Genomic DNA, 21,560 nt, shown 5'->3' with positions numbered 1-21,560 from the left:
ACTTGAACACTTGAACCCTTGAATCCTTGAATCCTTTTTGCAACTACGGTAATTATTAATATTTTCATACAGAGGAACATCGTATGCCCAAGAAGGTTAAAACAATCGTCATTACAGGAAACGGAACGAACTGTGAGATGGAAATGGCGCATGCCTGCAGGCTTGCGGGCGCCGATGAGGTGGATATCGTCCATATCAGCACGTTGCTCTATGGCGAAAAAAGCCTCGATGATTATCATTTCCTCAACCTGCCCGGAGGGTTTCTTGACGGCGATGATCTGGGCTCGGCGAAAGCCGGGGCGAACCGTATCCTGCACGCAAAAGTCAAAGGAACTTCAGAGATATTGTATGATCAATTTGTCAGGTTCATCGCACAGGGTAAGCTGATCCTCGGCGTCTGCAATGGATTCCAGCTATTGGTCAAACTGGGGATGCTCCCCGGTTTTGACGGAGATTACCGGACGCAGACTGTAACTCTGACTTTCAACGATTCAGGCCGCTTTGAAGATCGATGGGTTTATCTCCGGGTGAATCATGATTCCCCCTGCATCTTCACAAAAAATATAGGGGTGCTGTATCTCCCCGTAAGACACGGGGAGGGAAAGTTTATTACGAAAGATGAGGATATTCTCGAAAGGTTACACGATGCTCGCCAGGTCCCTGTTCAGTACAGTCATCATAATTATACGGATATCGCCATGGACTATCCCGCTAATCCTAACGGCTCTATAGACGGCATCGCCGGTATCTGCGACAGTACGGGGAGGATTTTTGGCCTCATGCCTCATCCCGAAGCATATCTCCACTACACCAACCATCCCCGCTGGACCCGTGAGACACTTCCCGAAGAAGGGATGGGACTGGCCATCTTCAGGAATGCCATTGACTTTCTTAAAAAAGAGGATGTCTGAGCTGCAATGGTATTTGAAGAACGCAATGCAATTCCTGTTTTTTCTCAGGTGGATTAAGGCGTGATAATCCGGGATTCGGCCTGCCGCTGCATTTCCATCGCCCGTTCCATCACCTTCTTTATCGTCAGTTCCATCGCTTCAGGAAATTTTGATATGGCATCCGGAAGAGTCTTCGCCGGGATTTCGCATTGAATCGGGATAGGTCCTTGCGGTGAAACCAGTTGCGTCTGCCCGATAAAAATGGGTTTACGTCTATTATCCCTGGAACCGTCGGCTCTCACGGGAGTGAGTCGCCGGATCCACCCGACCTTCAAATCGGAGAAAGTCTCCTCATGATAAAGATTGTCCTGGTCTATCTTCATTTCAGGGCTATTATTCGGATCGTTGCCGGTCATGGTACATCTCCTTTTATCAACCAATATTCGCCTAAGTACACAACTACGGTGAAGAGGTCAATTTTTATTCTTCTCTCTTTGCAATTTATTGCATGCAACATGCGGTAAATGGCTTACAGTATCTTTTCTGTTGACAAATGGTATGTATATTTATACATTATGAACAAATAGAGTCTCACCTTTTGGAGCAACGAGGCAGCATGATTGGAAACATGATCACCAAAAAACCCATTATAATCATCGCAGGCATAATTAGGTTCCTGACATAGGAGACCTGGTAGTGGTGTAGTGTTTCGATAAAAAACATGAAAGTAAGAGGAATCCGTTATCAGGGTATCTGATAGCGGTTTTTTTTTAAAAAAGGGAGGGAGTTATGGATTCAGGAGATGTTTTGCTTTATGATACGACATTGAGAGACGGGACCCAGGGAGAGCAGATCAATTTTTCGGCTGAAGAAAAATTTCGCATCGCTCAACGTCTTGACGAGATTGGTTTTCACTACATTGAAGGCGGATGGCCGGGATCAAATCCAAAAGATGCGCGCTTTTTCGAAATGGCGAAGGGTATGTCGTTCAAGCATGCCCGTCTTGCAGCATTCGGCAGTACCAGAAAGCCGTATATTAATGCCTCAATGTGTCCTAATATAATGGCTCTGCTGCAATCCGAGACGCCGACAGTGGCAATTTTCGGCAAGACATGGGATCTTCATCTTTCAGATATTCTCAATGTATCCCTTGAGGAAAATCTGGACATGATCCGCGATTCTGTTGCATATTTAAAGTCAAAGGGGAAGGAAGTCATCTTTGATGCGGAGCACTTTTTCGACGGATATAAAAATAATCCCGGGTATGCACGCACAGTAATAGAGACTGCCCTTTCTGCCGGGTCTGATATGATTGTTCTGTGTGATACAAATGGTGGGACAATGACTCATGATCTAACCACAATAATCAAGGAAGTCACATCTCATATTCCTCCCCATCTCCTCGGTATCCATGCCCATAACGATTGTGGCCTTGGCGTAGCAAACTCACTTGCAGCCGTTCTTGCAGGTGTCAGGATGGTTCATGGAACGATTAACGGGTATGGGGAAAGGTGCGGAAATGCCGACCTTATTTCCATAATCGGCAACCTCCAGTTGAAAATGAATAAGAGATGTCTGCCTGAGGCGTCTATCAGTCAATTGACTAACCTCTCTAATTATGTGAGCGATGTTGCGAATATCCCCCCGCTCAATTCAAGGCCGTTTGTTGGTCGAAGCGCATTTGCTCATAAGGGTGGAGTACATGTTGATGCCGTTTTAAAAAATCCGGTCGCATATGAACATATTAAACCGGAACTGGTGGGAAATCATGAGCGGGTGCTGGTATCGGACCTTTCGGGGAAAAGTAATATCGCATATAAGGCAAGGGAACTGGGTGTCGATTTAGGCAAAGAGACGGCTATAAATAAAGATATCGTTCGACAGATAAAGATAATGGAGGACCAGGGATATCATTTTGACTCGGCCGACGGCTCCCTTTCGGTATTGATGAAAAAAATAAAAGGTGAGATTGTAGAGCCGTTTGTTCTTGAGAGCTTTCAGGTAATTAACGCAAAAACAGGAAACAATCCGCCCATATCGCAGGCCACGATCAAGATATCGGTAGGCAGTGAAGAGGAATTGACTGCCGCTGAGGGGAATGGTCCTGTAAATGCCTTGGATAATGCCCTGAGAAAGGCATTGACGAAATTTTACCCTCAAATCAATGAGATGCATCTGGTGGATTTTAAAGTAAGGATTCTGGAAGGCTGTGAGGGAACGGCCGCGAAGGTGAGAGTCCTTATAGATTCAAGTGATGGGCGCGATATATGGAGTACTATAGGTGTATCTACAAACATCATTGAAGCGAGTTGGCAGGCCCTCGTAGATAGTATCCAATACAAATTGAACAAGGATGAAGAGAATATAAATAACAATGTCTGATAGAAATTCGACAAGTTCATTGATAATGGCGTTTGATTCTGATAATGTAACAAAGATTATATGATGCCGGAAAGTAAAAGAATAAAGGTGATATTGGGAAATTGATATGTATCTGTCCATTAACAGTCAAAATCCCCAGATGCGGTTGATAAGAAAGGCCGTTGATGTCTTGCAGGACGGGGGAGTCATCATCTATCCCACCGATACGGTCTACGGGCTGGGATGCAGCCTTTTTAACAAAAAAGGGATCGATAAGATTTATGAGATAAAAAGGAGAAGCAGGAAACAACCGTTAAGTTTTGTTTGCGCCAATCTTAAGGATATTAGCCGTTACGCCCGGGTGTCGGATTTTGCGTATAAGACCATGAAACGCCTCTTGCCGGGACCGTACACGTTTATCCTGGAGGCTTCGCGGCTTGTTCCGAAGATTATTCTCCCCAAAAGACTAACCACAGGGATCAGAGTGCCTGATAATCAAATATGTCTTTCCCTCGTCGGTGAACTGGGACAACCCATTATCAGCACCAGTGTATCAACTGAAGATGGTGACGTATTCAGCAATCCATCTGAAATAAAGGATAAATTCGGCCACTGTGTAGATTTAATCATAGATGGAGGCATTCTGGTTTCCGAGCCATCAAGTATTGTCAGTCTTGTTGATGACACAATAGAGATTATCAGGGAAGGGAAGGGCGATGTGTCCACTCTTATATAAAAAACAAGGATATTTATGAAGAGAGCAATGTTAATCAATGCTGTTCATCCGGAACAGAAGCGAATGGCCATAGTAGATGACGGTAAACTGGTTGAATACAACATACAAATGGCCGTCAAAGAACCAATAACGGGTAACATTTATAAGGGCATCGTTATGAAGGTAGAGCGTGGTCTCCAGGCAGCCTTTGTAAATTACGGAGGCAAGAGGGATGGATTTCTCCCCCTGCACGATGTCAGTTCGGAATATTTTACAGAGCACAGTGAAAAGGGAGGTAGTCCGGCGAGTCAGAAAACTGCTCTGAAAGCCGGCCAGGGGGTGTTGGTTCAGGTGGTAAGGGAAGAAAGTGAACGTAAGGGGGCTCTTCTTACGACCTATATATCGCTACCGGGACGATACTTGGTCTTACTGCCGAACAAACAAAGCAGCGGTGTTTCGCGAAAAATAGACGATGAAGAAGATCGCAAGCGGCTTAAAAAATTAATGGAGCAAATCAAGATTGACGACGGGGTTGGTTTTATAATCCGAACTGCAGGCATGAACAGAACGAAGCAGGAACTCTCCCGGGATTATCAACTCCTGTCAAGGTTATGGAAGGAGATTCAGAAGAGAGCGCAGACCGTTTCTTCACAGGCACTCATTTATCAGGAAAGTGATTTTGGTGTGTGTTCTCTTCGTGACTACTATACATCGGAAATCGAAGAGATCCTTATAGATGACGTCGAAACATATAGAAAAATGAGAGAATACTCCAAAGCTGTTCTCCCAAGGATTCTAAAAATGATCAAATTCTATAAGGAAAAGACCCCTCTCTTTGATAAATATCGACTTGAAGATCAGATTCGTGTCATTTACCAGGATCGGGTAGAATTGAAATCCGGAGGATCCATCATTATAAATCCTACAGAAGCCATGATTACGATTGATGTTAATTCGGGCCGGGCTTCGAACAAAAGAAATGTTGAAGAAACCGCCTTCAGAACTAACCTTGAAGCGGCAGAGGAGATAGCGAGGCAGCTTCGCCTGAGAGACCTGGGTGGACTGCTCGTCATTGACTTCATCGATATGCGTGATCGAAAAAATGAAGCCGAAGTGGAAAAGGCTTTCAAAAAGGCCCTTAATGTCGACAGGGCGAGGATACAGATGTCGCGCATATCCAAGTTCGGAATTCTTGAACTCTCGAGACAGAAAAAACAATCGACCATTCAAGAGATCAGTTATACCGTCTGTCCTTACTGTAAGGGACGCGGTGCGAGGCCGTCCCTGGAATACACGGCGCTGGGCGCCTTTAGAAAAATTGAATCTCAGGTAGTCAAGGGAGATTATTCTGTTCTTAAATTAAAACTGCCATACGAAATCGCCGACTTCCTTCTGAACCGAAAGAGAAACGAAATCAGTAAACTTGAAAGCGCCCATGGCGTGTCCATTAATATTTCCGGAAGTGCTGACACGCAATGGGATGAAGTGAAAATCGAATCCGTCAGTAAGGATGTTGTTGAGGAAGCTCCTCCTGAGGAGGAAAGCCGCCTGGAAGAGGAAATGGATAAAAAAGAAGAAGAAATCGCCGAACTCTTTGAAACTCCATCAATTGCCGCTGAGGCCGGTGAGTCACCACAAAAGACTGATGAACTGAGTGAGACAAGCCCGCAGCCAATTAAAAAGAAACCCAGACGGAGATCGAGACACAGAAAAAAGAAGACGAATGAGAAATCCGTTGAACCGAATTCTCTGCCCCCTTCTGAGCGAAGTGATGATATTACCACGTATAAGAGGATAGAACAGTCCCGTGACGGCGCAGCCCCTGCGCTGGTGTCGCCGAATGTAACAGGGGAGAATGAAAAAGATCTCTTAAGCAGGCTCCGTAAGGTTTTTGAACAACTGGAGGAGTAGAGTCTCACGGCTTCGTAAAAAGTCCATATGCTGCGTTGCGCTGCATCCCTCCCCGTATCAAGTACGGGGCAGGCTATGCGACGTACGCCAAAAGTACGACTCGTTCCTCAGGATTTACGCACCTTGCCTCTGGAGCTTTTTACGAAGCCGTTCTTTTTTAATTGGATTATTTTTTCTTGCCCAGTTCCTTTGCCCGCAGGGTAGCTGCCTCGACAGCCGCCATCAGGGTGGCCCGCAGTTTTCCCTCTTCCATGGCCTTCAATCCGGCTATGGTTGTTCCTCCGGGAGAAGTAACCATATCTTTCAGCTCTGCAGGGTGTTTGTCACCCTTAAGGCAGAGTTTCGCTGCGCCCAGAAGGGTTTGTGCCGCAAGTTTCAAGGCAATGTCCCTGCTGATCCCCATGTTGACGCCGGCATCGGCAAGTGCGTCAATTATTACAAAGCCATATGCGGGGCCGCTCCCGCTCAAGCCCGTTACTGCATCCATGAGGTCTTCTTTAACGGAAACGGTAATTCCAACGGCTTCAAAAATATAACGGGTAACCGTAAAATCTTCATCAGTTGCCTGTGAACCCCTGGTAATGGCTGTAGCTCCTTCACCGATCAGTGCGGGAGTATTCGGCATAACCCTGATGACGCGAGCGCCCTTCTTGATATATCCTTCTATGTACTGTGTGGAAATGCCCGCTGCAATGGATATGATGAGTTTATTCTTATCAAGGATCCCGGATATCTCTTCCAGCACCTCTGCCATGTTTTGAGGTTTCACAGCCAGGATAATGATATCTGCACCCTTTGCAGTTTTTTTATTATCTTCGCTTACACGAACTCCGCATGTTTTTTTAATGTCTTCCAGCCGCTCTTTTACTGCATCAGACACAGTGATATTTCCTGCGGGTAGTAAGTCGCGGGATAAAATACCGTTGATTAGGGCACTGCCCATTTTGCCTCCACCAATAAAACCAATCTTTTTTCCCTTCAACATGTCTTTCTTCTCCCTCGGATTTGCCCTTTGCGGGGCCGATTTTGAACCACTGTACGACTTTTTACAAGATTATCAATCTTTTTTTGTACAATATTCACCATACATGGTAGGTACCAAGTGCCCGGATGTAATTAATTTGGGAGGTCCACATGATAGTCTTTCATGAAATAGATAGTGTAAATATCGCCTGCTGGGTAAACAACCCGAACTTTAACGAGGAAAGAAAAAGTCTCGTCTTCATTCATGGGTCAGGTGCAGACCACAAGATCTGGATAGGGCAGTATGCAAAATTGAAAGACGATTTTAATATTGTTTGCGTTGATTTACCCGGTCATGGACTGTCCGAAGGCCAGGGTGAAAAAGATGTTTCACAGTATGTTAAATGGGTAAGAAAGCTCCTTGATTCTCTCGCTTTGAAGAAACCGGTTTTAATCGGTCATTCCCTGGGTGCAGCTATAAGCCTGGTATTTGCCATAAAATATGGAGGGGTGCTTTCCGGCATTGTTCCCGTGGGCGGAGGAGTTAAAATGCCGGTCAATGAAATGATTCTCATGGGTCTGAAAACGGATCCCGATTTCGCTATAGAGTTAACTACCAAGTTTGCTGTTTCCAAGGAAAACCGAGAACGCTTGTCGCATACTTTGATTGAGGGTCTGTCACGTGTCAGGCCCGACGTCCTCTATGGTGATTTTTTTGCCTGTAACAGACTCGATATCACAGATCGGGTTTCACAGATCGGGATACCTGCCCTTGTCATGTGTGGCGTTCATGATAAGATGACCCCACCGGTGATGTCACAATTCCTTAAGGATAACATTTCCGGTGCGCAGCTGTCTCTGGTTGAAAACGCGGGGCACATGGTGATGCTGGAAAATGCAGAGGCCTTCAACAGGATACTGAGAGAGTTTGTTGAATCTCTACCGTCAATCTAATCCCACCCCATCATGATATTAGTTCGGAATGTGATTGTAAACATCATTACTCCCGTACTCGTTGTTAGAGGATTGTTTATTGGACAACCGATGTATGACAAATTGGCATCGCATTATGGAAAATTCATTAAAATTCAATCATATAATTCCTGAGATAACAAATTCCGTTATCATTCATGATGCTGTATACAGGCAGTGGTTGTGTTTCCGGGAGCCTCAGCAGGTAATTGAAGTAAGCTGTATTGAAGAAGTCGTCCCCAAGGTGAGTTTGATTGAGTCGATGGTGCATCATCATGGGTTCCACGCGGCCGGTTTCATCAGCTATGAAGCAGCACCGGCTTTTGACCATGCCTTCCGTACACGGCCGCCATCATCGTTTCCGCTTCTCTGGTTTGGCCTTTATCCAAAGCCTGATGTGATTGAGCTTCCATCACCGTATACTGCCCGGGCTAACGCTTCGTTCCAATGGGTTCCATCGATCAGCCAGAGAGCATATGATCAGGCAATCTCTCAGATAAAAACATTCATCGCCGATGGCGAAACGTACCAGGTGAATTATACGTTTCGCCTGCGCGGGCCGTTCACAGGCGACCCATGGGAATTCTTTCTGACTCTTATCCAGGCGCAACAGGCAGATTATGCTGCGTATATTGACACAGGACGGTATATTGTCTGCTCCGCTTCGCCGGAATTATTCTTTCAACTAAATGGCCGCCAACTGCTGGCACGACCGATGAAAGGTACGGCAGCGCGCGGCCGTACCCTGGACGAAGACAACGCCATAGCTCGATGGCTGAATCATTCAGAGAAAAACAGGGCAGAAAACGTCATGATCGTTGACATGATACGGAATGATATGGGTCGCATCGCGGATATCGGCAGCGTACGTGCAACCAGACTCTTTGACATCGAAAGATACCCGACGCTCTGGCAGATGACATCAACCGTCACTGCAACGACAGATGCTTCTCTTTGTAACATCATGGCAGCTCTCTTTCCCTGCGCTTCCATTACCGGTGCACCAAAGCCGCGTACCATGCAGATCATCGCCGATTTGGAGACGACGCCACGAAGCATTTATACCGGTTGCATCGGCTTCATGGCCCCCGGGAGAATTTCGCAATTCAATGTGGCCATCCGCACCGTACTCATTGATAGGGATACTGGTGATGCGGAGTATGGTGTCGGCGGCGGAATTCTGTGGGAGTCAGAAAGTGGAGACGAATACATGGAATGTAAGATCAAAACGCGTGTGTTAGGAGTAAGGCGGCCCCATTTTTCACTTCTGGAAACAATGCTGTGGACGCCGGATGATGGGTACTTTCTGCTCCATGATCATTTACGGCGCTTAAGCGATTCTGCTGCCTATTTTAGTATTGCTTTTGACCTTGAGCAGGTTCGGGAAAAACTGGCGGAACTGGCAGCCTCGCATTCGGATAGTCCGCATAAGGTACGGCTCTTAGTGGCGCAGGATGGCGAGGTCTCCGGCCGGTCGTCACCGCTCAACGGCAGCAACGAACCCCGGCCGGTGCGACTTGGGCTGGCGTCAGCGCCAGTTGATTCTTCCAACCCCTTTCTGTATCATAAGACGACCAATCGTCAGGTATATGATGATGCCCGGAATGCCTGCTCCGAATGCGACGATGTTATTTTATGGAACGAGAAAGGTGAAATTACGGAATCGTGTGTCGGAAACATCGTCGTTCTCCTTGATGGTAAAATGGTCACACCAAATGTCTCGTGCGGATTATTACCGGGAACCTTTCGCGCCCGGCTCATCGATGACGGCAAAATTGCAGAGGGCATTTTGAAGGTTGAAGATCTGACAAGAAGCAAGCATATATTTGTAATCAATTCGGTGCGCAAGTGGCGCAAGGCTGTCCTCAAAAGTAACTAAACGCACGTCAACGCTCATCATTCTTGCAAAATTGATGGTTTCATGCTTAAGTGAGGTAGTTTGCTTTACTTTTCACCATAGAGAAGGAGAACATATGTTTGTACTGGGAAACTTTATTGTTGGATTGGCAAAAATCATTGACATCGTACTATCCATTTATATGTGGATCATTATCGCCAGAGCCATCATCTCCTGGGTAAACCCCGATCCTTATAATCAGATCGTTCAGTTTCTCTATCGGGTGACGGAACCCGTTATGGCGCCCGTGAGAAGATGGCTCCCGCTGAGAGGCATGGGGATTGACTTCTCACCTATTGTCATTATTCTGGCGATTATTTTCCTGCAGAGTTTTCTCGTCAAAAGCATGATTGAACTGGCTGTATACTTCAGGTAACGATTCGCCCAAACGGGTTTTCAGCGACTATGCTTTACATTAAAGAAACGGAGCATGGAGTCATTTTCCATATCCATGTTGTTCCGAGGTCATCAAAATGCGAGGTTGCCGGTGTCCGGGATGACGCGTTGAAGCTTAAAATCACAGCCCCACCCGTGGAAGGACAGGCGAATACGGAGTGTATCAGGTTCCTGTCTGATATTCTGGGTATCGGGAAAAAACAAGTATCCATCGTAAGCGGCCATAAATCAAAGAAGAAAACGATTGCCATAGAGGGCATAAGAAGGAAAGATATTGAAGATATTATATCAGGATTGCCGCTTTTTCAGAAAATGAGCAAGGATTAAGTATCGCCTAGCCTGAAACTTTCCCCCGGATGCTATTTGTAGAGTATGGAAGAAGAAAATACGATCAGAGGCACTGAAAATTCAAAGGTTGCACGGGCGGCAGGGGTGGTCGGTCTTTCTACCATGCTCTCTCGAATATTCGGTTTCCTCAGGGATATGGTTGTCGCCGCCTTTTTCGGCGCCGGTCTTACAACGGACGCTTTTTTTGTTGCGTTCAGAATCCCGAATATGCTGAGGCGCCTGCTCGGTGAAGGATCACTCACCGTCTCCTTTGTGCCCGTCTTCACGGAATACCTGAACAAAAAGACGAAGAAGGATGCCTTTGAACTGGCCAATGTCGTCTTTACCGCCCTTTCTCTTATCCTGGTAGTTGTCTCCCTTGCAGGCGTTATTTTCTCTCCCCTGATCGTTACACTCATGGCGCCCGGGTGGTATGTTAAGTATCCCGGCCACTATCACCTGACGGTTTTTCTCACTCGTCTGATGTTCCCCTATATCTTCTTCATGGCACTGGTGGCGCTGTGTATGGGTATCCTGAATTCACTGCGTCATTTCGCTGCCCCGGCGCTTTCCCCCGTGATCCTGAACATCTGTATGATCATTGCGGCGCTGCTGTTCAGGGACTTTTTCCAGGAACCGATCACAGCGCTTGCCGTGGGGGTCATGATCGGGGGCATTCTGCAGCTCGTCATGCAGTGGCCTTTTCTTGTTAAATTGGGGGTAAGACTGAAACCTGATTTTAATTTCAGGCATCCGGGCCTTAAAAAAATAGGCCTCCTGATGCTTCCCGCTGCTTTTGGGGCATCAATTTATCAAATCAATATTTTCATAGCTACGATTCTGGCATCACTTCTGCCGACCGGCAGCGTATCCTACCTCTATTATGCCGACAGGATCGTTGAGCTTCCTTTAGGTGTATTTGCCATTGCGATAGGAACTGCCGCGCTCCCCAGCTTTTCGGAACAGGTAGCGAAGGGTGATTTTCATGATTTAAAAAGAACAATCAATTTTTCCCTGAGGTTGATACTTTTTGTTACCATACCGGCTACGATTGCCTTGATAGCCCTGCGTGTTCCCATAATCTCCGTACTTTTCCAGAGAGGCGCATTTGATATCCAGTCAACCCTCCTCACAGCCCAGGCCCTTTTCTATTATGCCGTCGGTTTGTGGGCCTTTTCGGTCATCAGGGTGATTATCTCGGCTCTTTATTCCCTGCAGGATGCGAAATCCCCCATGAAGGCAGCAATTGTGGCATTGATTGTTAATGTTATCTGTAGTGTTATTCTCATGTTTCCCTTGAAACACGGCGGCCTTGCACTGGCTACATCTATCGCAACCGCTGTTAATGTCATCATGCTCACGGTTGTTCTTAAAAGGAGAATCGGGGTTTTTTTAGACCGGGAATTTTATCATTCTGTTTTCAAGATGTTCCTGTCATCCCTGGTGATGTGGGGGGTTATCATCCTCATAGGAATAGTTCTCCCCTGGAGGGGTGAAGGACCGTTCAACGAAAGACTTCTGTACCTCACCGTGTGCATTTTTGCCGGGACGGCTGTATTTTTGATCTCATCCTGTTTAGTTAAGTGTTCGGAAATGAGGATGATTATCGATATGGTAAAAAGGAAGATTGTTAGTGCTAAAGATCAATAAAAACAGAGAGATCAAATCAATACCCGGATAAAAAATATTGACTTCAAGGGTTTGAAGTGATAGGAAGCTTATCTTTTTAACGGGGCTATGATAAAGGGAAGGTCAGATCATGCTGGATATAAAGTATCTGAGACAGAATATTGATTTTGTTAGGAAAAAAATGCTTGAGAGAGGTCAGGATATTAACCTCAATGCATTTGTTTCTCTGGATGCGAAAAGGCGCGATATCCTCCAGGAAGTTGAGTCCCTGCGGAATGAGCGGAACACAGCCTCCAAGGAGATCGGCGAGAGGAAAAAAAAGAAAGAAGACGCCTCTGAGCTTATTGCCAGGATGAGCGAGGTGTCTGACCGTATCAAAGATATGGACGAGTCCCTGAAAATAATCGAGGAGGACCTCCATGATATTATTATGGTCATACCCAATGTGCCTCATGAATCCGTCACATACGGGACAAGTTCGGAGGATAATCCGGTAATCCGGGTTTGGGGGGAGAAGCCGCAGTTTGATTTTACACCAAAACCGCACTGGGAAATCGGTGAAGATCTGAATATCCTGGATTTTGCGAGGGGTGCAAAAATAACGGGAGCACGATTTACCTTGTATCGTGGATTGGGGGCTATGCTGGAGCGGGCCATCATCAATCTTATGCTTGACCTGCACACATCAGAGCATGGCTACACGGAAGTATTAACGCCCTTCATGGTAAACAGTCAGAGTATGACAGGAACGGGGCAACTCCCGAAATTTGCAGAAGACCTGTTTAAGATTGAAAGCTTTGATTATTACCTCATCCCCACGGCGGAAGTACCGGTCACCAACATCCATCGTGATGAGATTTTAAATGAGCGCGATCTTCCGGTCTATTATGTGGCGTATTCGCCCTGTTTCCGTTCTGAGGCGGGTTCATACGGAAAAGATACAAGGGGATTGATCAGGCAGCACCAGTTCAACAAGGTGGAGTTAGTCAAATTCACACAACCGGAGACATCCTACGATGAACTGGAAAAATTAACCCTCAATGCCGAAGAAATTTTGAAAAGGCTGGACATTCATTTCAGGACGGTGAGTCTGTGCACAGGGGATTTGGGGTTTTCTTCCGCCAAGACCTATGATATTGAGGTATGGCTTCCCGGTCAGGATACGTACAGAGAAATATCCTCCTGCAGTAATTTTGGGGATTTTCAGGCCCGCAGAGCGTCTATAAGGTTCCGCCGCGACGTGAGCGGCAAGGTGGAGTTTGTCCACACCCTCAACGGGTCCGGACTGGCTGTGGGGAGAACCGTCGTTGCTGTTCTGGAAAATTTCCAGCAGGTTGATGGGAGTGTTATTATCCCCGACGCACTAAGACCGTACGTGAAAGGAATTGACAGGATACTACCCCCGGGTTAATATGCACTGCATTCCTGCAAGAGACATCATCACGGAGGGATGGCCGAGAGGTCGATGGCGGCGGTCTTGAAAACCGTTAACCGAAAGGTTCGCAGGTTCGAATCCTGTTCCCTCCGCCATGAACAGAGAATTAGGGGTTAGGGGTTAGGGAACAGGGATCAGCGAGGAGTCATAAAGATTTTACTGATCCCTATCCCCTGCCCTCTGATCCCTAAATAAACGGAGAGATGCCAGAGAGGCCGAATGGGTTCGCCTGCTAAGCGAATGTATGCCCTTAAAAGGTGTACCGGGGGTTCGAATCCCCCTCTCTCCGCCATACATTTATGGAGCGCCCATAGCTCAGATGGATAGAGCGTTGGACTACGAATCCAAAGGTCGCAGGTTCGACCCCTGCTGGGCGTGCCAAATAAAAAGCAGGAATAACTTCTTAACATCAGTATGGTGCCCTCAAAATCATCCCTAATATCTGTTGAAGATCACCGGCCATGGGGTTATTACCGTGTTCTCGATGATGAGCCTGACCATAAAGTGAAACGGATTGTTGTGTATCCGAAGCAGCGATTGAGTCTGCAGCGTCACCGACACAGGATGGAGCACTGGTATATTGTGCAGGGTCATGCCGTCGTAACCCGAAATGATGAGGAGATACCCCTGAAAGCTGGCCAGGCCATAGATATTCCGCAGGAAGCCTGGCACCGGATTATGAACTCCGGGGATGAAAACCTGATCTTCATCGAAACTCAAACAGGCGATTACTTCGGTGAAGATGACATTGAGCGCTCAGAAGATGATTATGGCCGGGCTTGAAAACCTCCTCGTCAAGACTTGTTGCGCATTTATTCCTCACAAAGAGCAAATCACTATGTAGTTATAATTGTAAACGATTTATGCCATCATAGATAAAGGATCAGGGTATGAGAGAAGCAGTGCCCCATTTTTAAATGAAATATTTGATAGATTTATCTTGACAAGGAAAAAAAATGGAGTATTTTGCCACGCTAAAGGTATGGGTTTAACACCCAGCGTCTGAAAATTTTTGAAAGGAGGTACTAGTTGATGAAGAAGGTGTTTGCTTTCATTCTTTCGGTGCTGATGTTAATAGCATTTACGCTTGTTTTGGTTGGCTGTCCATCTGCACCAGAAAAGAAACCTGCAGAGCCAGCTAAGAAAGAAGCAGCGGCTCCGGCACCAGCACCGGGAGCACCTGGAGCACCAGCGCCTGCACCTGGGGCACCAGCTCCAGCAGCGCCAGCTCCGGCAGCGCCAGCGCACAAGTAATATCTTTATTAAAACCTAATAAGAAAACAGCCGAGCATCTCATTATTTATTATAGTGCTCGGCTGTTTTTTTATGAATGGGATTAATCCTTGCAAACAGCACTCTGTAAATTCTGCCAGAGGCTTGCGGAGTATATTGTCTTCCACTCTTCAGCTTTATTTATTCAGATTCTCATCATACTCTATTTTCTCCCCTTAATAAATGGTATATTTGCTCACAGCAAGCAATGCAACGTGTAGGACGATAAAAAATGGACATGAGTTATCTATTAGTAAGGAGCAAAAAAAGAAAAAAGACGATCTCATTACAGGTGAAAGCGGACGGGACCACTGTTGTTTATGCGCCCCATCGCACCCCGATGGGAGAAATAGATAAATTTTTCAATACGAAAAAAAGGTGGTTGTTAAGAAAGATCAGAGAAAGGGATAAAAGGCTGAAAGAAATCAAGCCAAAGGAATATGTGACGGGAGAACTTTTTTTATTTCTGGGGATATCCTACCGATTGAAAATAGAGGATAACAATGATGTATGTGACTCCTTGACCTTTTCCTCAAGTCAATTTGTCCTTACCGGAGATAATGCAAATCGGGGAAGAGAGCTTTTCATTGTATGGTACAGAAAAAGAGCCCAGGAATATATCGGAGAAAGGATTGATTATTACAGCCGGAAACTTGAGCTTTACCCGAATGGCAGCAGGATAAGTAGCGCACAATGCCGCTGGGGTTCCTGTTCTCCGTTTAATCATCTGTCTTTCAGCTGGCGTCTTATCATGGCGCCCTGTTCCGTTATTGATTACGTGGTTGTCCATGAATTAACACATATGAAAGAAAAAAATCATTCTGTGCGCTTCTGGGATTTGGTAGCGAAAACCACTCCCGATTACAAGAAACAGAGGCTCTGGTTAAAGGAGAATGGGCATCTGTTGGATATTTAGCTGTCAAATGATCGGGGACGCGTCCCGAAACTCCGCTTCCACACTATCTTCCTTTCCGTGAAGCTACCCCTCCAGTCGGTGAACTTCATTTTTGTATATTTTCCGATATAATTTTGGTATAAGCGTGCTCGTTGATTTTCCTATTATGAAAGGGGCAAATGGGCGCTGAATTAATACCCGTTACATCAATGGGAGTGGGTGAGGAAGGGATAATTCAAACCATATCCGGTGAAAAGTCCCTGACGAGCAGGCTTGCAAGTATGGGGATTGTGTGCAACGCGAAACTCAAAGTCCTTCGTAAAAGCGGAGGATTGGTTATTGTACAGGTAACAGATACGAGGGTAGCGCTGGGAAGCGGAGAGGCGTCGAAAATACTGGTATACAGGGTTCCGGCGTCACGGGATGAAACAGACACGGTAAAAGTCGGCAAAAAACTTCTTGTTGCACTTGCAGGGCAGCCAAATGTGGGAAAATCAACGGTATTTAACATCCTCACCGGATTATCTCAGCATGTAGGCAACTGGCCGGGAAAAACAGTAGAGAAAAAAGAAGGCGCCCATGTTTCGAATGATGTAGAGATGCAGATCATAGACCTGCCCGGCATATATAGCCTGACCGCCTTTTCAGAAGAGGAAAGAGTTGCCAGGGATTTCATTATCAGCGTGAATCCGGACGTTATTATCCTTCTTGTAAATGCATCCGCACTCGAAAGAAGTCTCTATCTTTTATCTGAGCTGTTGCTTTTAGGCCCTCCTATTGTTGTAGCCGTTAATATGATAGATGTTGCAGACTCTCAGGGAATCCAGATTGATGTGAAGGCCCTCCAGAAATCTCTGGGAATACCCGTTGTTCCGATGGTTGCGACGAAAAACAGGGGGATCAAGGAGCTTGTGTCAACGGTCATTGCTGTTGCGAAGGGAGAAACCGAATACAAACCAAGAATACCGGATGTCTCCCCGGATCATAGAGCTATTTTTGACCGTCTCATGGAACTTATTAAAGACTATGTCCGGCCTCCATTCACCATTCGTTGGACGTCGACGAAGCTCATGGAAGGCGATCCGGAAATATTGAAAATGATACAGGGTCTTGTGCCGGATCACACATGGAGCGAGATTCAATCACTTCTTATTAAACACGAGGATTCACTCCATGCTGTGGTTGACGGCAGGTATGACTGGATCGAAAAGGTTACCCGGGCGGCCGTTTTGAGATTTAAAATGGGGCAGGTTGTTATGACTGACAGAATTGATCATGTCCTCACCCGCCCCGTTTTTGGTATTCCGATCCTCCTTGCGGTATTTGCAAGCGTCTTCTTTGTAACCTACAAAGTAGGATTTCCCTTGCAGAAACAGCTTGAAAAACTGGTAAGCGCTTTTGCCCGGTGGAGTGAACCGGCACTCGTTTCTTTTCATCCCTGGATCAGAGGAATCCTCATCGACGGTATCATCGGTGGCGTGGGATCTGTTTTTACCTTGCTTCCCATACTGTTGATATTTTTCGCGGTCATGGCGTTTCTGGAAGATGTGGGATACATGGCCAGAGCGGCATTTGTAATGGACAGATTCATGCACCTTGTGGGTCTCCACGGGAAGAGTTTTATCCCCATGTGTTTAGGTTTTGGGTGTAACGTGCCCTCGATTTTGGGGACCAGGATTGTGGAATCCAAGAAGGAACGGTTACTGACAATATTCCTTATTCCCTTCGTCCCGTGCACGGCACGGCTTGCCGTTCTCACCGTTGTTGCCGCCGCTCTGTTTGCGGACAAGGCAGCTCTTGTTTCCTGGTCATTGCTGGCCATGAACATCCTTGTATTAGGTGTAATAGGTATGCTGATCAATAAATTTGTTTTGAAGGATGAGCCGATGCCGTTCATTATGGAACTTCCCCTGTATCATAAACCTGATCCGAAAACGATAGGTCTTGTCGTGTGGGCAAGGACAGTTGCATTTGTGAAGAGGGCGGGCACCGTCATAATGACGGTTTCGATCTTGATATGGGTTTTATCCTATCTCCCGGACGGAAATGTGGAAGGGAGCATTCTGGCGTGGATAGGCCGCCTCCTGGAACCGATAGGGAAACCAATGGGGCTTGACTGGAAAATGCTGACTGCCTTGATTACAAGTTTTGTGGCAAAAGAGAATGCAATAGCAACGCTCAGTGTCCTTTACGGCGTCGGAGAACAGGGGTTGCTTCACATCTTGCCGACAGTTGTAAGTAATGCCTCAGGACTTGCTTTCATGGTTGTTCTGATGCTTTTTGTTCCCTGTGCTGCGACTGTTGCCGTAATGAAACGGGAATTGGGCAACTGGAAGTGGTTTGCATCGTCTTTACTGCTTATGCTTGTGGTTTCTTTTTCAGGAGGCCTCATTGCCTATCGCCTTGCTCTATTGATTGGATTGTAACATAGAGAATTAATGCATATAACGAGGCGCCATGGTATGTGTTCTATGATCCGTAGGGTTATTATTGTGGGATTGGCGGTTGTGCTGGGTATTTCCGGCGGCTGTGCAAGTCTGCCGAAAGAGCGCAGCGCCATATTCCAGTACTCTGCAATCAATGCCCTTTTGGAGGGTGTTTATGATTCAGGTATGACAGTTGGCGAATTGTCACGGCACGGTGATTTTGGCATCGGTACATTCGACGGCCTCGATGGTGAGATGATTGCACTCGATGGCATTTTCTATCAGATTCGGGCCGACGGCAAAGCGTACCGTATTCAAGGATCGATGAAAACGCCATTCGCCGTGGTTACCTTTTTCGATGCTGTGAGTGTCGTTCCTCCGGAATCGTCGCTGGATTTTCAGGGGTTGACCAATTATCTCGACGAATTAATTCCGACAAAAAACATCTTCTATGCCATACGGGTTGACGGAATGTTCAAGCAGGTGAAAACGCGATCCGTCTACAAACAGCAAAAACCTTACCCCCGCCTCGTGGACGCGCTTGCGAATCAGCCTGAATTTGAATTGCGTAATATCAGGGGAACATTGGTTGGCTTCCGTTGTCCCGCCTACGTTGGCGGTGTCAATGTTCCGGGATATCACCTGCATTTTATAACGGAAGACAAGATGTCGGGGGGACATGTGCTTGGCTTTCAGACAGACTCCGTGAATATAGGGGTCGAAGCTGTGCATGAATTCCGTATGGTTTTGCCGCGAAGCGAGTCTTTTTATACTACAGACCTGACCAAAGAAAAAAGGAAGGATCTGGATAAGGTCGAAAAGTCCAGGGCGCCCACTGGCCGGTAATGTTATTTTAGGAGTTGATAGCCGATATGAAAGACCGGAAGAGAGCAGTGTATTTTAAAAAAGTTGCCGAGGAACCCTTTGCCAACCTTCTCAATATTAAATTGAAGGATGTGGGAGAAGGCTATGCGTTCTGCGAAATGGAATACACAGAGCAGATGGATAATATATATGGAATGGCCCATGGCGGTGCGATATTTTCATTAATCGATGAGGCATTCGAGATATCATCCAACAGCCACAGCAACATTGCCGTTGCCCTCAATATCAATGTGACCTACATGAGGCCGCCGAAGAAGAATACCGTATTGACGGCGGAATCAAAGGAAATCAATCGAACACGAAGGACGGCTTCCTACCAGATTACGGTAAGGGATGACAGCAATCTCATTGCGGTCTGCCAGGCGCTGGTCTATATCAAAGACGAGGAGATTCCCTTTTTAAAGGATAGTTCAGATTAACCATGAATCCGCAGCGAGCACATTCCCCGAAGCTTGCATCGGGGTTAGCGACCGAATACAATCAATAAGTTCCATTCCTTACCAACATCCTGGTTCATGGGGTTGTTAGCCGAACCTTAATTTTTACCGTTGCAAAGTCTTCCGAAATAAAAAGCCTATAATAAACAGAATCGTTCCCGGCGTAACATTCTTGATTTTGCCGATTGCACTTACATTACTATCTGCGTTTCCTATCACTGCGATTATAAACAGAAATAATCCACAAACAATACAGGTGGCGCTAAAAGTTGTGCCCCATTTCTTATACGCATACTGCTTTTCACTTTCTATCTCAGACTTGCTCCTTGGGATGAAAGCCGGTATTCCAAAAAACATACCGAATGGCCCAAGGGGGCTTTGTTTAAATTTATCTTTATCTGCAATTAGGCCCTTTTTGACTCTGGAAAATTCTGCTGCAGCGAGGAGGAACTTAATAAGTATTGGGGCCATGATGCCGATTATTAGCCAAAATGTAATTGTGTTAAAGATCGATGTAGCTGTTTGCTGTTCTTGTGCAAGTCGCAGCACATAAAACATGTAGGCGACAGGATCTCCCATTGTTTAATCTCCCTCCTATTACCAACCCTTATCTGTGAAAAAAGCTTGCCGTATCTTAAGGATTCGATTCGGCAATATCCTAAAGGATCGAAGATTCTCCGCAGCATGCTGTGGGGAAGTTCGATGAAATCTGGAAGGACTATATAGTGAATATCCAAAAAAACAATATTGGAAAAATATAGGAGAAATACGAGGATAAAACCAGCATTATAAGGGGAAGAATAAGGAGGGGCTATTGTTCAAACAAAACAAGAGAGGGTGTTTCTTCACTACTTAAAAATTCGGAATTTTGGGGACACTGTACCAATTAAAAAACAAAATAATCTTACCCATGAGCCTCGTCCCAGTTTCTGCCGGAGGCGATATCCACCTTGAGAGGGACTTTCAGTTTTATTACCTCTTCCATCTCTTCTTTGACCAGAATCATGATTTCCTCCTTTTCGGCGAGAGGAACTTCAAAGACCAGTTCATCATGAACCTGCATGATCATTGCTGCGGAGAGATGCCGTTTCGCCAAAAGCTTTGAGATATTGATCATGGCCACTTTGATAAGATCGGCCGCCGTACCCTGGATCGGAGTATTGATGGCCATGCGCTCGGTAAACTGTCTGACGGGAGCATTGCTGCTGTTGATTTCAGGGAGATACCTGCGTCGATTCAGGAGGGTGGTGACAAACCCGTTATTCCGTGCGCTTTCCAGGATTCCATCCAGAAATGATCTTACACCGCGGTATTTGTTGAAATATTCGTCGATATAGGCTTGGGCCAGTTTTGGGGATACGTTCAGTTCCTTGGATAAGCCGAAGGCGCTCATGCCGTAGAGGATGCCGAAATTGATAACTTTCGCCTGCCGCCTCATGTCCGCATTTACCATTTCGGGGAATACCCCGAAGACATTGGAGGCCGTCGCGGTGTGGATGTCTTCGCCTGCCATGAAAGCATCGATCAACGCTGTGTCATCGGAGAGATGGGCAAGTATCCGGAGTTCAATCTGGGAATAATCGGCAGAGACGATTTCCCAGCCGTCATGAGCAATGAAGGCCTGTCTGATTCGTTTCCCCTCCGGTGTCCTGATGGGGATATTCTGCAAATTAGGAGTGCTGCTGGAAAGACGTCCCGTAGCGGTTACTGTCTGGTTGTAGGATGTATGTACACGGCCCGTTTCCGGGTTGATAATCAACGGCAGCGCATCGATGTAGGTTGATTTCAGCTTTGCCATGCTCCGGTATGACAGGATCTCCGCGGGCAGTTCGTGGCTCCGGGCCAGGTAGGTTAAGACGTCGACATCGGTCGAATATCCCTCTTTCGTCTTCCTGCCCCTGGGAAGCCCCAGCTTTTCGAAGAGAACCACCTGGAGTTGTTTCGGTGAATTAACGTTGAATTTTCCCCCTGCCAACTGGTAGATCTTTTCCTCGGTAAGGGTCATCAGTTGCTCAATTTCTGCGGACATCTCCTTTAGCAGCTTTGTATCCAAGAGGACGCCTTTTTTCTCCATCGCCGCAAGAACAGAAATGAGAGGCATCTCTACCTGATAGTAGAGGTCTTCGAAGCCCTCCTGCACAATCTTTTC

20 protein-coding genes and 3 tRNA genes are annotated in these 21,560 nt (G+C 46.4%); 18 read left to right on the top strand and 5 right to left on the bottom strand.

Translation table 11 applies throughout. From position 1 onward, the window contains the following. The first annotated feature begins 83 nt into the window (after nt 1-83). Complete coding sequence (locus tag NTW12_06035; GenBank protein MCX5845902.1) at nt 84-911, top strand: phosphoribosylformylglycinamidine synthase subunit PurQ; 828 nt, start codon at nt 84-86, stop codon at nt 909-911. A 53-nt stretch (nt 912-964) separates the two neighbouring features. Here the strand turns inward: NTW12_06035 and NTW12_06030 are convergent, their stop codons facing one another. Then, nucleotides 965-1,306: a hypothetical protein gene (locus tag NTW12_06030; GenBank protein MCX5845901.1), complete on the bottom strand. Its 342-nt coding sequence runs from the start codon at nt 1,304-1,306 to the stop codon at nt 965-967. Nucleotides 1,307-1,679: 373 nt separating this feature from the next. On the opposite strand from NTW12_06030, the gene cimA reads away from it, so the two are divergent. The 3 genes from cimA (at nt 1,680) to NTW12_06015 (ending at nt 5,877) form a co-directional block, all read left to right on the top strand. Continuing rightward, on the top strand, nt 1,680-3,272 hold the full coding sequence (gene cimA, locus NTW12_06025; protein MCX5845900.1) for a citramalate synthase: 1,593 nt from the start codon (nt 1,680-1,682) through the stop codon (nt 3,270-3,272). A 106-nt stretch (nt 3,273-3,378) separates the two neighbouring features. Further along, nucleotides 3,379-3,987 (top strand): L-threonylcarbamoyladenylate synthase, encoded by a 609-nt coding sequence (locus NTW12_06020; protein MCX5845899.1) that lies wholly within the window; start codon nt 3,379-3,381, stop codon nt 3,985-3,987. A 15-nt stretch (nt 3,988-4,002) separates the two neighbouring features. Next, the gene (locus NTW12_06015; protein MCX5845898.1) at nt 4,003-5,877 is read left to right on the top strand and encodes an Rne/Rng family ribonuclease; all 1,875 of its coding nucleotides are present in this window, start codon (nt 4,003-4,005) and stop codon (nt 5,875-5,877) included. 166 nt (nt 5,878-6,043) lie between these two features. Here the strand turns inward: NTW12_06015 and proC are convergent, their stop codons facing one another. Further along, on the bottom strand, nt 6,044-6,862 hold the full coding sequence (gene proC / locus NTW12_06010) for a pyrroline-5-carboxylate reductase (protein ID MCX5845897.1): 819 nt from the start codon (nt 6,860-6,862) through the stop codon (nt 6,044-6,046). Nucleotides 6,863-7,011: 149 nt separating this feature from the next. Between proC and NTW12_06005 the strand changes: the two genes are divergently transcribed. From NTW12_06005 to NTW12_05960, 10 genes are all read left to right on the top strand, one after another. After that, on the top strand, nt 7,012-7,794 hold the full coding sequence (locus tag NTW12_06005) for an alpha/beta hydrolase (GenBank protein MCX5845896.1): 783 nt from the start codon (nt 7,012-7,014) through the stop codon (nt 7,792-7,794). Between the two features lie 115 nt (nt 7,795-7,909). Then, nucleotides 7,910-9,691 (top strand): aminodeoxychorismate synthase component I, encoded by a 1,782-nt coding sequence (gene pabB / locus NTW12_06000; protein ID MCX5845895.1) that lies wholly within the window; start codon nt 7,910-7,912, stop codon nt 9,689-9,691. Nucleotides 9,692-9,785: 94 nt separating this feature from the next. Beyond that, nucleotides 9,786-10,085 (top strand): YggT family protein, encoded by a 300-nt coding sequence (locus NTW12_05995; GenBank protein ID MCX5845894.1) that lies wholly within the window; start codon nt 9,786-9,788, stop codon nt 10,083-10,085. Between the two features lie 29 nt (nt 10,086-10,114). After that, on the top strand, nt 10,115-10,432 hold the full coding sequence (locus NTW12_05990; protein ID MCX5845893.1) for a DUF167 domain-containing protein: 318 nt from the start codon (nt 10,115-10,117) through the stop codon (nt 10,430-10,432). A 45-nt stretch (nt 10,433-10,477) separates the two neighbouring features. Next, on the top strand, nt 10,478-12,082 hold the full coding sequence (gene murJ / locus NTW12_05985; protein MCX5845892.1) for a murein biosynthesis integral membrane protein MurJ: 1,605 nt from the start codon (nt 10,478-10,480) through the stop codon (nt 12,080-12,082). Nucleotides 12,083-12,191: 109 nt separating this feature from the next. Beyond that, a complete protein-coding gene (serS, locus tag NTW12_05980) occupies nt 12,192-13,472 on the top strand; it encodes a serine--tRNA ligase (GenBank protein ID MCX5845891.1) in 1,281 nt (426 codons plus the stop codon). Between the two features lie 33 nt (nt 13,473-13,505). After that, nucleotides 13,506-13,591 (top strand) — tRNA-Ser (locus NTW12_05975). Nucleotides 13,592-13,693: 102 nt separating this feature from the next. Beyond that, a tRNA-Ser gene (locus tag NTW12_05970) sits at nt 13,694-13,788 on the top strand. A gap of 12 nt (nt 13,789-13,800) precedes the next feature. Beyond that, nucleotides 13,801-13,877, top strand: a tRNA-Arg gene (locus tag NTW12_05965). Between the two features lie 33 nt (nt 13,878-13,910). After that, nucleotides 13,911-14,279, top strand: coding sequence for a phosphomannose isomerase type II C-terminal cupin domain (locus NTW12_05960; protein ID MCX5845890.1), 369 nt, complete (start codon nt 13,911-13,913; stop codon nt 14,277-14,279). A 355-nt stretch (nt 14,280-14,634) separates the two neighbouring features. Here NTW12_05960 and NTW12_05955 read toward each other — a convergent pair whose 3' ends face one another. Continuing rightward, complete coding sequence (locus NTW12_05955) at nt 14,635-14,793, bottom strand: hypothetical protein (protein ID MCX5845889.1); 159 nt, start codon at nt 14,791-14,793, stop codon at nt 14,635-14,637. Between the two features lie 213 nt (nt 14,794-15,006). On the opposite strand from NTW12_05955, the gene NTW12_05950 reads away from it, so the two are divergent. The 4 genes from NTW12_05950 to NTW12_05935 all read left to right on the top strand — a co-directional run bounded on the left by NTW12_05950 (nt 15,007) and on the right by NTW12_05935 (nt 19,393). Next, the gene (locus NTW12_05950) at nt 15,007-15,684 is read left to right on the top strand and encodes a SprT family zinc-dependent metalloprotease (GenBank protein MCX5845888.1); all 678 of its coding nucleotides are present in this window, start codon (nt 15,007-15,009) and stop codon (nt 15,682-15,684) included. Nucleotides 15,685-15,842: 158 nt separating this feature from the next. Further along, complete coding sequence (gene feoB / locus NTW12_05945; protein ID MCX5845887.1) at nt 15,843-18,089, top strand: ferrous iron transport protein B; 2,247 nt, start codon at nt 15,843-15,845, stop codon at nt 18,087-18,089. A 45-nt stretch (nt 18,090-18,134) separates the two neighbouring features. Continuing rightward, complete coding sequence (budA, locus tag NTW12_05940) at nt 18,135-18,935, top strand: acetolactate decarboxylase (GenBank protein ID MCX5845886.1); 801 nt, start codon at nt 18,135-18,137, stop codon at nt 18,933-18,935. 26 nt (nt 18,936-18,961) lie between these two features. Then, nucleotides 18,962-19,393 (top strand): PaaI family thioesterase, encoded by a 432-nt coding sequence (locus NTW12_05935; GenBank protein ID MCX5845885.1) that lies wholly within the window; start codon nt 18,962-18,964, stop codon nt 19,391-19,393. Nucleotides 19,394-19,516: 123 nt separating this feature from the next. Here NTW12_05935 and NTW12_05930 read toward each other — a convergent pair whose 3' ends face one another. Together NTW12_05930 and polA are read right to left on the bottom strand one after the other, a co-directional pair. Then, complete coding sequence (locus NTW12_05930; GenBank protein MCX5845884.1) at nt 19,517-19,990, bottom strand: hypothetical protein; 474 nt, start codon at nt 19,988-19,990, stop codon at nt 19,517-19,519. Nucleotides 19,991-20,315: 325 nt separating this feature from the next. Then, nucleotides 20,316-21,560: DNA polymerase I (polA, locus tag NTW12_05925; protein ID MCX5845883.1), on the bottom strand; the 1,245-nt coding region annotated here is incomplete at its 5' end.

The organism is Deltaproteobacteria bacterium (assembly GCA_026388545.1).
Taxonomy (GTDB): domain Bacteria; phylum Desulfobacterota; class Syntrophia; order Syntrophales; family UBA2185; genus JAPLJS01.
This window is presented reverse-complemented; position numbering and strand designations above follow the sequence as displayed.

Coding starts and splice junctions, on each gene's coding strand:
- NTW12_06015 (MCX5845898.1), top strand. CDS start 4,003: ATGAAGAGAGCAATGTTAATCAATGCTGTTCATCCGGAACAGAAGCGA.
- NTW12_05960 (MCX5845890.1), top strand. CDS start 13,911: ATGGTGCCCTCAAAATCATCCCTAATATCTGTTGAAGATCACCGGCCA.
- feoB (MCX5845887.1), top strand. CDS start 15,843: ATGGGCGCTGAATTAATACCCGTTACATCAATGGGAGTGGGTGAGGAA.
- NTW12_05930 (MCX5845884.1), bottom strand. CDS start 19,990: ATGGGAGATCCTGTCGCCTACATGTTTTATGTGCTGCGACTTGCACAA.
- NTW12_05950 (MCX5845888.1), top strand. CDS start 15,007: ATGAGTTATCTATTAGTAAGGAGCAAAAAAAGAAAAAAGACGATCTCA.
- NTW12_05955 (MCX5845889.1), bottom strand. CDS start 14,793: ATGAGATGCTCGGCTGTTTTCTTATTAGGTTTTAATAAAGATATTACT.
- NTW12_06035 (MCX5845902.1), top strand. CDS start 84: ATGCCCAAGAAGGTTAAAACAATCGTCATTACAGGAAACGGAACGAAC.
- murJ (MCX5845892.1), top strand. CDS start 10,478: ATGGAAGAAGAAAATACGATCAGAGGCACTGAAAATTCAAAGGTTGCA.
- NTW12_05995 (MCX5845894.1), top strand. CDS start 9,786: ATGTTTGTACTGGGAAACTTTATTGTTGGATTGGCAAAAATCATTGAC.
- serS (MCX5845891.1), top strand. CDS start 12,192: ATGCTGGATATAAAGTATCTGAGACAGAATATTGATTTTGTTAGGAAA.
- NTW12_06020 (MCX5845899.1), top strand. CDS start 3,379: ATGTATCTGTCCATTAACAGTCAAAATCCCCAGATGCGGTTGATAAGA.
- budA (MCX5845886.1), top strand. CDS start 18,135: ATGATCCGTAGGGTTATTATTGTGGGATTGGCGGTTGTGCTGGGTATT.
- NTW12_06005 (MCX5845896.1), top strand. CDS start 7,012: ATGATAGTCTTTCATGAAATAGATAGTGTAAATATCGCCTGCTGGGTA.
- NTW12_05990 (MCX5845893.1), top strand. CDS start 10,115: ATGCTTTACATTAAAGAAACGGAGCATGGAGTCATTTTCCATATCCAT.
- NTW12_05935 (MCX5845885.1), top strand. CDS start 18,962: ATGAAAGACCGGAAGAGAGCAGTGTATTTTAAAAAAGTTGCCGAGGAA.
- proC (MCX5845897.1), bottom strand. CDS start 6,862: ATGTTGAAGGGAAAAAAGATTGGTTTTATTGGTGGAGGCAAAATGGGC.
- NTW12_06030 (MCX5845901.1), bottom strand. CDS start 1,306: ATGACCGGCAACGATCCGAATAATAGCCCTGAAATGAAGATAGACCAG.
- pabB (MCX5845895.1), top strand. CDS start 7,910: ATGGAAAATTCATTAAAATTCAATCATATAATTCCTGAGATAACAAAT.
- cimA (MCX5845900.1), top strand. CDS start 1,680: ATGGATTCAGGAGATGTTTTGCTTTATGATACGACATTGAGAGACGGG.